This window comes from Staphylococcus sp. GDX8P80P (assembly GCF_017893095.1).
GTDB classification, from domain to species: Bacteria; Bacillota; Bacilli; order Staphylococcales; family Staphylococcaceae; genus Staphylococcus; species Staphylococcus borealis.
The window spans coordinates 1-12,097 of record NZ_JAESMI010000040.1 but is presented as its reverse complement, the minus strand read 5'-3'; the positions used below and the strand labels follow the sequence as shown (position 1 = coordinate 12,097).

At 33.5% G+C, this 12,097-nt stretch carries 11 protein-coding genes; 6 read left to right on the top strand and 5 right to left on the bottom strand.

The features are described from left to right. From KA858_RS13080 to KA858_RS05015, 4 genes are all read left to right on the top strand, one after another. Positions 1 to 213: hypothetical protein (locus tag KA858_RS13080; protein ID WP_481906468.1), on the top strand; the 213-nt coding region annotated here is incomplete at its 5' end. A gap of 321 nt (positions 214 to 534) precedes the next feature. Further along, entirely contained in the window at positions 535 to 1,161 is a 627-nt protein-coding gene (locus KA858_RS05025) for an LPXTG cell wall anchor domain-containing protein (protein WP_210135164.1), read from the top strand. Between the two features lie 398 nt (positions 1,162 to 1,559). Then, complete coding sequence (gene nagE, locus KA858_RS05020) at positions 1,560 to 3,026, top strand: N-acetylglucosamine-specific PTS transporter subunit IIBC (RefSeq protein WP_210135163.1); 1,467 nt, start codon at positions 1,560 to 1,562, stop codon at positions 3,024 to 3,026. Positions 3,027 to 3,249: 223 nt separating this feature from the next. After that, complete coding sequence (locus KA858_RS05015; protein ID WP_210135162.1) at positions 3,250 to 4,374, top strand: HAD family hydrolase; 1,125 nt, start codon at positions 3,250 to 3,252, stop codon at positions 4,372 to 4,374. 129 nt (positions 4,375 to 4,503) lie between these two features. On the opposite strand, the gene serA is transcribed toward KA858_RS05015, so the two are convergent. The 3 genes from serA to KA858_RS05000 all read right to left on the bottom strand — a co-directional run bounded on the left by serA (position 4,504) and on the right by KA858_RS05000 (position 7,798). Continuing rightward, positions 4,504 to 6,102, bottom strand: coding sequence for a phosphoglycerate dehydrogenase (serA, locus tag KA858_RS05010; RefSeq protein WP_210135161.1), 1,599 nt, complete (start codon positions 6,100 to 6,102; stop codon positions 4,504 to 4,506). Beyond that, a complete protein-coding gene (locus KA858_RS05005; RefSeq protein WP_210135160.1) occupies positions 6,092 to 7,252 on the bottom strand; it encodes a pyridoxal-phosphate-dependent aminotransferase family protein in 1,161 nt (386 codons plus the stop codon). The genes serA and KA858_RS05005 overlap by 11 nt, the downstream gene beginning before the upstream one ends. Before the next feature lie 105 nt (positions 7,253 to 7,357). Continuing rightward, on the bottom strand, positions 7,358 to 7,798 hold the full coding sequence (locus KA858_RS05000; RefSeq protein ID WP_210135159.1) for an OsmC family protein: 441 nt from the start codon (positions 7,796 to 7,798) through the stop codon (positions 7,358 to 7,360). A 78-nt stretch (positions 7,799 to 7,876) separates the two neighbouring features. Here KA858_RS05000 and KA858_RS04995 point away from each other — a divergent pair, with 78 nt between their 5' ends. After that, positions 7,877 to 8,623: a glycerophosphodiester phosphodiesterase gene (locus KA858_RS04995; RefSeq protein WP_210135158.1), complete on the top strand. Its 747-nt coding sequence runs from the start codon at positions 7,877 to 7,879 to the stop codon at positions 8,621 to 8,623. A 64-nt stretch (positions 8,624 to 8,687) separates the two neighbouring features. Here the strand turns inward: KA858_RS04995 and rpsD are convergent, their stop codons facing one another. Beyond that, positions 8,688 to 9,290 (bottom strand): 30S ribosomal protein S4, encoded by a 603-nt coding sequence (gene rpsD, locus KA858_RS04990; protein ID WP_011275505.1) that lies wholly within the window; start codon positions 9,288 to 9,290, stop codon positions 8,688 to 8,690. 224 nt (positions 9,291 to 9,514) lie between these two features. Further along, entirely contained in the window at positions 9,515 to 9,982 is a 468-nt protein-coding gene (locus tag KA858_RS04985; protein WP_053029631.1) for a GAF domain-containing protein, read from the bottom strand. A 129-nt stretch (positions 9,983 to 10,111) separates the two neighbouring features. Here KA858_RS04985 and ezrA point away from each other — a divergent pair, with 129 nt between their 5' ends. Continuing rightward, positions 10,112 to 11,806 carry a septation ring formation regulator EzrA gene (gene ezrA, locus KA858_RS04980; protein ID WP_053029630.1) on the top strand — a complete coding sequence of 565 codons (1,695 nt, stop codon included), beginning with the start codon at positions 10,112 to 10,114 and terminating at the stop codon, positions 11,804 to 11,806. Positions 11,807 to 12,097 lie beyond the last annotated feature (291 nt).

The window sequence follows — 12,097 nt, the reverse complement described above, 5'->3', positions numbered from 1 at the left end:
GCCTTCTCAGTTCAGTCAACTACTGCGAATTTGCTAAATAGTATTATTATATTATTTATGTCCCAGACTCTTAATATAAGAAAAGTAACAGCTCAACGAGCTGAAAATAATCAAAAAAATTATAATAAAGACAATTTCTATATTATTTCAAAAGAAATTGTCTTTATTTACTTATCCAAGAGCCTTATGTCCCGGACCCTTGATTTACAATGATTTAATTAAGATCAAATGTAGTATTGTAATATTAAACACGTCAGCACAAGAGGGGCTAAGACAGAGTTTGAAAATTACTTATGTAAATAAGTCTAAATTGAAAACCAGTAAGTTATTTGATAAAGGATTTAAGTAAGCTCAAAAACAAGAATAAGTATTCAAACAATACGATTTTTCAATCAACGGGCATTTTTGATAAGTATTTAAAATAAATTAAAAATGTAGCTACAAAATGATGTTAATATAAATTTGTGTACAACATAGAATTACATGAATATTTATCAATCTCGTATTTTATTTATAAACTAGGGGGCTTTAAATATGAAAAAAGCAAATATTTTAGCATCATCAACTTTAGCAGGAGCATTGTTATTTGCAGGAGTGGGAGTACATCAAGCAAACGCTGCTGAAAGTGAAGTAACAGCTAACAATGCTGTAGCCATTGGAAGTAGTGTTTTGGCGGAACATGGGGACAGTCCAGAGAAACTAAATTTTAATAAACCACAAGATAAGGGGGATTATTATTTAATTCTTTTTGGTAATAAGTCTGGACATGGTTCAGGTGCTATTGAAGTTTACAAAGACGGTTTAGTTAAAGTTGGATCAGGTGCAGCTGCTGGAACTGAAAACGGAGAAATGACTAATGTAGGCTACTATCAATTTGATACAACACAAGAAAATACATCTAATAATGTTGCAAATGACAATTCAAATAATGAACAAAAAAATCAAGCAACTAATGATAATGCGCCTTCACAAAACAATCAAACTCAAAATTCAACTGTTGGTGAAGAAAATAGTAATACACAACAACAAAATCAAGCTACAACAAAAGCATTACCTGAATCAGGCGAACAATCTAATGCTAATTTAGTTACTATCATCGCTTCAGTATTATTAGCAGCTGGTTCATTATTAACATTTAAACGTTTCAATACTAATAAATAGAAATTCTCAAACAATTTAAATCTTTGTGTATAATTTTGATTTGAAAAAGTAGTCTGGGACATAAATTATATAGTAATGCTATTTATCAAATTCGCAGTAGCTGACTGAACTGAGAAGGCGCTTAAATCAAGCTTTTCTCAGTTCTAGTCATCCATGCGGGAGTGGACGACGAATTCAAAAGAATTCTGTTCCGCTCCCTTTTCATTTTAATAAAACCTAATTAAAATTATCAGAAAGAGAAATATTTTTGATAATTTAATAATAATAAATTTCATAAAATGATTTAAAATTGACACATCAAAACCGCTTACATTTATGGTAAATTAATAAAGGAACTGTATACATAGTATAGTTATCGATAAAATAATTGAATATCGTACGTATTGGGAGTGAACGGAATGTTTAAGTTTTTTCAAAAATTAGGTAGATCCTTAATGCTGCCTGTTGCTGTATTACCTGCAGGCGCAATTATTGTTGGTATCGGTAATTTGCTTAAAGCATTAAATGTTTTACCAACAATATCACTATTCTTCACTACTGTAGGATCAGCCATATTGGGCCAACTTGGTCTTATCTTCGCAATTGGTGTAGCAATAGGCATGGCTAAGAAAAACGATGGTGCAGTAGCATTAGCAGGAGCATTAGGATATGCACTGGTTGTAAAAGTATTATCTCCAGAGTTCATCGCACCATTATTTAACATCAAAGTAAGTGCTGTCAACGATGGATTTAGTAAGATGGATAATTCAAATGTATTTATAGGTATTATTATAGGATTAATTGCAGCATACTGTTATAACAAATTCAGTGATGTTGAATTACCAACAGCATTATCATTCTTTAGTGGTAAGCGTTTAGTTCCAATTATGACTGTTTTTTATTGTACATTTTTAATTGCGATTTTACTATTTGCTTGGCCATTTATTTACTCTGCAATTGTAGCTTTTGGTAAATGGCTAATTGGTTTTGGACCATTTGGGGCATTTTTATACGGCTTCTTCAACCGACTATTAATTCCTACTGGACTTCACCATGCATTAAATGCAGTGTTCTGGTTTGATACAGCAGGCATAAATGATATCGGCAAGTTCCAAACTGGACAAGATGCTATTAAAGGTATTACTGGTCGATATCAAGCAGGATTTTTCCCAATTATGATGTTTGGTATGCCTGCCGCAGCGCTAGCAATGTATCATACTGCTGAATCAAGTCAGAAGAAACAAGTGTATGGTTGGTTTGTAGCAAGTGCTATTTCAGCATTTATGGTCGGCGTAACAGAACCGATTGAATTTGCGTTTATGTTTGTTGCACCAGTATTATTTGTGATTCATGCGTTATTAACAGGTTTATCATTATTTGTTGCTGCATTATTCCACTGGACAGCAGGCTTTTCATTTAGTGCAGGCTTAATCGATTATGCATTATCGTTAATTAATCCTGTGGCTAACCACCCGTTAATGATTCTGGTTCAAGGGATTGTATTTTTCGCGCTATATTACTTTATCTTTAGATTTGTTATTAAAATATTTAATCTTAATACAATTGGACGTGGCGATAATTTATTAGCGGATCCTACAGCTAATACAACTGAAAATGAAGATACAAAAGCTTCATCAAGTAAAAGTAAGTATTATCAATCTGCAAGTCAAATTCTTGAGGGGTTAGGTGGTAGTGAAAATATTACTACGCTAACAAATTGTGCTACAAGATTAAGAATGGAATTAAAAGATAATTCCATAATTGATGAACAAAAAATTAGAAATGCTGGCGCAGTAGGTGTGACAAAAAGTGGTCAACATTCAGCACAAGTCATCATCGGCACACACGTACAACAAGTTGCGGATGAAATAGAAAAACAACTATAAATTGAAGAGAATCATTTTAAAAGTACGTCGACAGACAAAATATGTCTTAGTGATTTGATAAGATATAAGCATATTGATAAATATATGTTGTTCAACTAACTGATGAATTTTAGGAGGCACCTATAATTCATCAGTTTTTTTATAATAGCAATATTGACATTAAGTGTGAAGGCGTTAAGATTATAAGTATCAGAATATTCGAAAATAATGGAGCGAAAAAGCTATGAAATCAATACTATTTGATGTAGATGGTGTATTCTTAAGTGAAGAACGTTGCTTTGATACGTCAGCACTAACAATTGAAACATTACTTAAAAGTGAACAATTTTTAGGTATGGGGAAATCTTTTAAACTAAATGAATTAAATGACCAACGTATTACTAAAATACGCAACAATATTTTTAAAAATGATATCATTCTAAATCGGTTAAAATCGATGGGATTAAATTCAAATTGGGATATGTTATTTGTCGTTTTTAGTATTCACTTTATACAACTGTTGAAACAACTTTCATTACAAGAACGAGAAGAGGTATTAAGCGAAAGTCATATCTCTGCTAGAAGTATGCGCGAAATTCAACCATTCATCGACAAAGCGTATCAAATTAATTATGAATTGCCTATTGCGTTTATGAATCAAAGTCAAAGTGGTAAAGATAATATTTATGCAGAACTAGAACGCTATGCGATGGAGCAGTTAAGTGTTAAAGATGCGAGTTTCTTCAAGCTAAAAGGACCATTATGGTATCTTACGAGAGACGTATACCAAGAGTTATACTTAGGATCTAACTTATTTGAACAAGTCGAACAAAAGCAATCGACGCTAAATGGCATAGACGGCTTTATTTATCACGAAACTGTGCTAAGACCTGTTGAAGAAATTCAATCATTACTTAACATGTTACAAGAGAAAGGCTATCATCTTGCTATTGCCACAGGTAGACCTAGAACTGAAACGTTAGTACCATTTGAATCACTTGGAATTAAATCATTCTTTTCAGAACAACATATTGTGACTGCAAGTGACGTAATGCAAGCTGAGAATGACTATCCTGACTTTGTACCACTTGGCAAGCCCAATCCGTTTTGTTATATTGCGACGTTAAATGGAAATAAAAAAGAAAATTATAAACAGTACATCACGGAACAAAATCACATAGTTAATAAAGAAGATATAGTGATTGTTGGAGATTCATTGGCAGATTTATTTTGTGCTAAGCAAATAGGTGCCACATTTATTGGTACATTAACAGGGTTGAAAGGGCAAGACGCACGTGAGGAATTAGAACATTATGAAGCGGATTATATCGTCGACCATATAGGTTTAATTAAAGATATTTTATGCTAAAGTTAAAATTTTAAGTGTTTAAATTGTAAATTATAAATATTAAAAACCCCTTAATGATATAACGAAATCAATCATTAAGGGGTATAATCATGTGGATTCATAAGATGTTTAATCTTAACTACAGATAAATTATTTAACTGAAAGCGTAGTACCGTAAATTTTATTAAAACCACCTAAGCGGTATAATGCTTCAATGATTTCCTCTGTGACGGATTGGTCAATAGATAATACCATCATGGCTTGGCCACCTTGTTCATTTCTTCCTAATGACATTGATGCAATATTTATATGATGTTCACCTAATAATTGGCCAGTCAAACCAACGATGCCAGGTTTATCATCATGATAAGAAACAAGTTGATAAGCATTAGGTTTAAAGTCAACTGAGTAATTATTAATACGTACAATGCGTGCTCCGAAACCAGCAATGACAGTGGCACCAATTTTAACTTCTTCTGAATCACTAATTAAGTGAACTTGAATATAATTGTTGAAAGTACCTTGTGATGCTCGTTTCTCTACGTTTCGTGTAACACCTTGTTCATTTAATAGTGCGAATGCATTAATGATATTGACACGGTTACCTAAATCTTGTTCTAATATTCGCTTAACAATTGAACGTGTAATTAAATCTGTTTCTTGTTTGGCTACATCACCATTGAATGTGACTTTGATTTCTCTTGGTGCACCATCAATCAATTGAATGGCTAATTCACCAGATAACTCACCAATATCAATCCATTGTTGTGTTATGTCATCTATATCATTGAAACTAATTTTAGGTGCATTGACTGCATGAGTGACGTTTCCTTTTTCCAAAATATCTATTATTTCTTCTGAAACTGAAACTGCAACTTTTTCTTGAGCTTCTACTGTTGATGCGCCTAAATGCGGTGTCAAAATAATTTTCTCGTGATCTATTAGCGGTGAATCGGTAGGTGGTTCATGTTCAAAGACATCTAGTGCAGCACGCGCAATTTGGTTGTGATTCAGTGCATGCAATAATGCTTCTTCATCGATAATGCCACCTCGAGCAACATTAATAATTTGTAATGTTGGCTTTGCTTTTGAAAAGAATTCCGCATTAACGATACCTTTTGTTTTAGGTGTTAATGGTGTATGAACAGTTACAAAGTCAGCTTGCTTTGCGATTTCGTCAATAGTAGCAAGTTTAACACCGAGTTGTTGAGCTTTATCTTCAGTAAGGTAGGGGTCATAAGCTAATACGTTCATACCGAAACTTTGAAGGCGTTGTGCTACACCGATACCAATTCGTCCAGCCCCAATGACACCTAATGTTTTTTGATACAGTTCTACCCCTTTGAATGCTTTACGATTCCACGCTTTATTTTTTAAAGATGCGTGCGCTTGAGGGATATTACGAGCCATCGCTAAAATCATCGCTACTGAGTGTTCTGTTGCAGAGATGGTATTTCCATCAGGTGCATTAATTACAAGTATACCTTGTAGTGTTGCTGCATCAATATCAATATTGTCCACACCAACACCAGCTCGTGCAATCACTTTCAAGCTACTAGCGTGTTTAATCACTTGTTGGGTAACTTGAGTTTGGCTTCGAACGATTAAGCCTTCATAATCACCTATAATATTGATTAATGCTTGTTCATCTAAATCCGTCTTAATATCTACGTTGAAATCAGGATGGTTTAATAAACTTTGTAAACCATCAGTTGAAATAGGATCTGAGACTAGAATGTTATGCTTCACTATGAATCACCTCTGAAAATTTTGTTATACCTTGTCCAATATAATTTGTCTGACGATAATCAGTAAGTATGACTTCTAATGCACTCACGACAGCTAGAATATCGAAAGGAGATACTTTACCCATATGTCCAATGCGTAAAATCTTTCCTTTTAATTTTCCTTGACCTCCAGCGATAGTGATATTGAATTTTGTTTTTAACGTTGACTTGATATGAGTCAGTTCGTCTTTATCTGTTGGTATAAACGATGTTACCGTAGGGGAAGCGAAATCATCTTCAACTAAAAGTTCCAAATCTAACGCACGTAATGCCGCTCTTAAACCATCTCTAATAATGTAATGACGTTTAATTGTGTTTTCAAAGCCTTCAGCATTAATTAAGTCAGCATAAGCGTTAACGGCTCTAAATAATCCAACATTTGGTGTGAAAGGGGTTGAGTCCTGCTGCAATGAATCAAAGTATTTATTTAAATTTAAGTAAAAGCGTGGTGTCGTTACTTCTTGGAAACGTTGCAATGCACGGTTAGAATAAGCTACGAAGGCTAGTCCAGGCGGTAGCATGATTGCTTTTTGGCTTCCAGAAACTAAAACATCAATGTAATCGCGTTTCAAATCAATATCGACTGCACCAATACAACTAACACCATCTACTATGAAATAGATAGCTTGATTGAATAGTTTCAACGCCTTACCTAATTCGGCTACAGGATGTAAAACAGCAGTTGAAGTTTCACAGAATTGTGTAAATACAGCTGTAATTGTATGTTCTAAATTATTGAGATATGTCATAAAATCATTTACATTAACGGGCTGTCCCCATTCTACGTTATAAATATGGACATTCGTGTAATACGTTTCTGCAATTTGTTTGAAACGATTACCAAATGCACCTGACACAATAACGACGAAATGATCATCAGGATTGACGATATTCAACATGCTTGCTTCTAAGACACTTGTCCCACTTGATGTTAAAATCATAACCTCATTATCAGTACCAAAAATGGGCTTCAAGTTGTTAACGGCTTTTTTGGCGATAATTTCAAAATCTGGAGAGCGATGACCGACCATTGGCAATCCTAATGCATGATTAATTTCATTTGGTACTGGCGTAGGTCCTGGTGTTAATAATAGTGGTTCATAATAATTCATTAATTTTCCTCCCACGGTATAAGATTTTACCATTTTACCAAATATTCTGATAATTTAAAAGTGCAATCACCGGCACATTGTTAGGCTAATGGTGATTGATGTTGCTTATTGTATGGTTGCTTGAATTTGAATTTCTACATTATTACGAATCGCATTTGATATCATACAGTTATTATCTGCGACTTCTAATAATTTAGGGAGTCGATTTTCAAGTTTTTCCTTTTCTGATGAAGTGACTAAAATTTTTGGATAATGTGAAATCGTCGCCATCTTGAATTTGCCATTTTCAAAGAGGGCAGAACCTATCGAATCATTTGTAATTTGAATATTGGTAAATTTGGCTCTTTCTAATGTAGCTGCTAAAGAGATGATATAACAAGAAGATGCGGCAGAAACGAGTAATTCGTCAGGATTAGTACCTGTTCCGTTACCGCCGAGTGGGGCAGGTATGGAAATTTGTTCAGTAATCACATCGCCACTAACAGTTCCAACTTCTTCGCGACCTCCACGACATTGGGTTTGTACTTTAAAGTCATGCTTAACCATTTATGTTTGACCTCCAGTTATATTATGGTAACTTTAGTGTAGTTTAAAGTGTGACATAATTAAAGAAAGGTGACTTCAATGAAAATAAATAGACCGAATCAAGCATTTCAAATCGTTGCGCATCGTGGTTTATCTAATCAATTTCCAGAAAATACACTAATAAGTTTTAAGGCTGCATTAATGCAACATGTTGATATGTTAGAAATTGATGTACATTTTAGTAAAGATCATCATTTAGTCGTTATACATGACGATACTATCGATCGTACTTCTAATGGTAAAGGTAAAGTCAAAGACTACACATTTGAAGAATTATCAACATTTGATTTTGGGATAAAACATAATCCTTCTTTTATAAATACAAAAATTTCTAAATTTGAAGACGTATTATCCTTAAGTAAAAACTATTCAAAAACGTTACTCATTGAAATAAAAGTGCCACATCAGTATCCGGGTATTGAAGAAGCTGTTCTAAAAGCACTGAAAGCTTATAATGTGCCTGAGCATAAAGCGATTATTCAATCGTTTGATGACACATCTGTGAAGCGATTAAGGTCATTAGGAAGTGTGTACCCATTAGGGTTACTTGTTAGTAGAAAGAAATATTGGTATAAAGCTCCGGATTTTGAAGCAATATCACAGTACGCGGATTTTATTAATCCTAATTATAAATTAGTTACTTCTAAATTTATTAAAAATGCACACCGTCATTCATTGAAAGTTATACCTTACACTGTCAATCACTCGAAAGATGCAAAAAAACTAATACGTCTAGGTGTAGATGGCATCATATCTGATTTACCTGAAGCTCTCTTTAAGTTATAGAATTAAGCGAAATTTAAAAAACCACCCATTCCATGAGGAAGGGTGGTTGTTCATTGTTATGAACTTATCTTGAGTAGTACTCAACGATTAATTGTTCATTGATTTCAGCTGGTAATTCGCTACGTTCAGGGAAGCGTACGAAAGTACCTTTTAAGCTATCTGCATCAAAGTCTAAGTATTCTGGTACGAAATTGTTAATTTCAACAGATTCTTTGATGATGTCTAAGTTTTGTGATTTTTCACGTACAGTGATAACTTGACCAGGTTTTAATGAGTAAGATGGGATGTCAACACGACGACCATCTACTTCAACGTGACCGTGACCAACTAATTGACGAGCTTGACGACGTGTACGAGCTAAACCTAATGAATATACAACTGCGTCTAAACGACTAGCTAATAAAATCATGAAGTTTTCACCGTGTACACCGTGTTGTTTACCAGCGATGTCAAATGTGTTACGGAATTGTCTTTCAGTCATGCCATATAAATAACGTAATTTTTGTTTTTCACGTAATTGTAAACCATATTCTGATAATTTTTTACGTTGGTTTGGACCATGTTGTCCTGGTGCGTAAGGACGTTTTTCTAATTCTTTACCAGTACCGCTTAATGAGATACCTAAACGACGAGATTTTTTCCAGTTTGAACCTCTGAATCGAGCCATATTAAGACTCCTCCTTTTTCTTTTTTGTTGTTATGAATAAACAAAAAAGAGTGTTGCATGCCCAATAGGATATGTTGTTTTATGTGTCTTCACCTTATAGCGTCAGTTACGCGACACGTCCGCATTGGGAACAACATAGAGCTTATTGATATACAACTGCTATTTTCGTTAATTCACACAAAATCCATTGTAACAGTATTTATCAATGTGTCAATACTTTTTAATTAATTCGTTAGTTGTTTTTCGAGAACTTGAACAATATTTTCTAAACCTTGCTGATCTTCTATTGTAAATCGGTCTTTAATTGGTGCATCGATATCTAAAACACCTATAATGTCGTTGTTAACGTGGATAGGAATAACAATTTCTGATTTACTATTTGCATCACATGCAATATGGCCTGGAAAAGCATGAACATCTTTAACTAATTGTGTTTGATTCTCTGCTACTGCAGTACCACAAACACCTTTACCAATTGCAATATGAACACACGCTGGATGACCTTGGAAAGGGCCAAGGATAAGCTCGTCATTATCAATAAGATAAAAGCCGACCCAATTGATTTGGTCTAAATTATCGTTTAAAAGGGCTGATGTATTACTTAAAATGGCAATAAGATTTTGTTCATCTTCAATTAAACTTTGTAGCTGTTTCATTAATAGATTGTAATTTGTTTCTTTTATTATTGGCATACACATACCTCATTTGTTATTTTTATTAAAATTATAAATGGAAAAATTTATTCTATCAATTCATTCATTTACTATTTTAATGAAAGCGGTAATTGCGTTATAATGATGATAATATAGGAGGAGAATGAGATGGTTTTATACACAATATTAGCAATAATTGTCATTGTTTTAATCATTGTAGGAATCATGTTTTATTTGCGTTCCAATAAACGAAAAGTTGTTGAAGACGCTGAAGAACGTAAATTAAAAGTTCAAAAATTACCTTTTGAAGAAAATTTAAAACAACTTTCTGCATTCAATTTAAAAGGTGAAACTAGAACGAAATATGATGCCTTTAAGCAAGACACCTTAGATTATACAAACAACTACTTAGCACCTGTGGAAGAGAAAATCCACGATGCCGAAATTCAACTTGATAAGTTTCAATTTTCTGGAGCACAAAGTGACATTGATGACGCACATGAGTTAATGGACAAATATGAGGCTGGCTACCAACAACAAGTTGAAGAAGTAAATGAAATCGTAGCTTTACATAAAGAAAACGATCAAGTTTTTGAAAAATGTAAAACGAATTATCGAGAAATGAAACGTGATGTTTTAGCAAACAGACATCAGTTTGGTGATGCTGCATCACCTCTTGAAAAGAGAATAGAATCATTTGAACCAGAACTTGAACAGTATGAATTACTTAAAGCAGATGGTAATTATGTTCAAGCACACAACCACATTATGGGGCTAAATGAATCGATGGAAGAAATTCAAGAATATATGGAAGAAATTCCGGAATTAATTCGAGAAGCGCAAAAAGAACTTCCTGGTCAGTTCCAAGATTTAAAATATGGTTGTCGTGATTTGAAGATGAATGGCTATGATTTAGATCATGTCAAAATTGATGGTACATTGCAAAGTTTAAAAACAGAGTTAAATTTTGTGGAGCCGATGATTAGTCGTCTTGAGTTAGATAATGCAAATGATAAATTAGAACAAATCAATGATAAGCTTGATGAAATGTATGATTTAATTGAACATGAAGTCAAAGCAAAAAATGAAGTTGAAGAAACTAAAGAACAAATCACTGATGAATTATTTAAAGCACGTGAAATGAACTATACTTTACGTACTGAGATCGACTATATTCGTGAAAATTACTTCATTAACGAAAGTGATGTTCATAGTATTAGACAACATGAGAACGAAATTCAAAACTTAGTCGCTGTTTATGATGACATTCTTAAAGAGATGGCAAAATCTGCAGTCCGCTATAGTGAAGTCAAAGACAACTTAGAATATTTAGACGATCATGTTAAAGTCATTAACGAGGACCAAGAAAAATTACAAAATCATCTCATCCAATTGAGAGAGGATGAAGCTGAAGCAGAAGATAACCTTTTACGTATCCAATCTAAAAAAGAAGAAGTTTATCGTCGACTTTTAGCTTCAAACTTAACGAGTGTGCCTGAACGCTTCATTATTATGAAAAATGAAATTGATCATGAAGTACGCGAGACAAATGATCAATTTAGTGAACGCCCAATCCACGTAAAACAACTTAAAGATAAAGTTGCTAAAATTGTTATTCAAATGAATACATTTGAAGATGAAGCAAACGATGTATTGATAAATGCGGTATATGCAGAGCGCTTAATTCAATACGGAAACCGTTATCGTAAGGATCATAATAATGTAGATAAAAGTTTAAATGAGGCAGAACGCTTATTTAAGAATAATCGTTATAAACGCTCAATCGAAATTTCAGAACAAGCACTAGAAAGTGTAGAGCCTGGAATTACAAAATACATTGAAGATGAGGTAGCGAAAGGTTAGTTAAAATTTTAACGTTGTATATAACTTTATCGCGTTACTTTAAAATGAAACCTGTCTAAAAAAATAAATGTAAGCTACATCGCAATGTTGCAGTAGCGAATTGAATTGAGAATGAAGGTTAATGCAACTGTTCTCAAAGCCAGTCATCCTCGTAAGGGGTGGAACAATGAACTCTAATTGAGTTCTGTTCCACTCCTTTTTATATTGGTTCTAAGAGAAATGCGGTTAATGAAACAAATTGATTGTTTCATTAACCGCATTTTTTATACAAAAAGAGCGCAAATATCTCTA

Coding starts and splice junctions, on each gene's coding strand:
- KA858_RS05025 (WP_210135164.1), top strand. CDS start 535: ATGAAAAAAGCAAATATTTTAGCATCATCAACTTTAGCAGGAGCATTG.
- nagE (WP_210135163.1), top strand. CDS start 1,560: ATGTTTAAGTTTTTTCAAAAATTAGGTAGATCCTTAATGCTGCCTGTT.
- KA858_RS05015 (WP_210135162.1), top strand. CDS start 3,250: ATGAAATCAATACTATTTGATGTAGATGGTGTATTCTTAAGTGAAGAA.
- KA858_RS05005 (WP_210135160.1), bottom strand. CDS start 7,252: ATGAATTATTATGAACCACTATTATTAACACCAGGACCTACGCCAGTA.
- KA858_RS05000 (WP_210135159.1), bottom strand. CDS start 7,798: ATGGTTAAGCATGACTTTAAAGTACAAACCCAATGTCGTGGAGGTCGC.
- KA858_RS04995 (WP_210135158.1), top strand. CDS start 7,877: ATGAAAATAAATAGACCGAATCAAGCATTTCAAATCGTTGCGCATCGT.
- rpsD (WP_011275505.1), bottom strand. CDS start 9,290: ATGGCTCGATTCAGAGGTTCAAACTGGAAAAAATCTCGTCGTTTAGGT.
- KA858_RS04985 (WP_053029631.1), bottom strand. CDS start 9,982: ATGCCAATAATAAAAGAAACAAATTACAATCTATTAATGAAACAGCTA.
- ezrA (WP_053029630.1), top strand. CDS start 10,112: ATGGTTTTATACACAATATTAGCAATAATTGTCATTGTTTTAATCATT.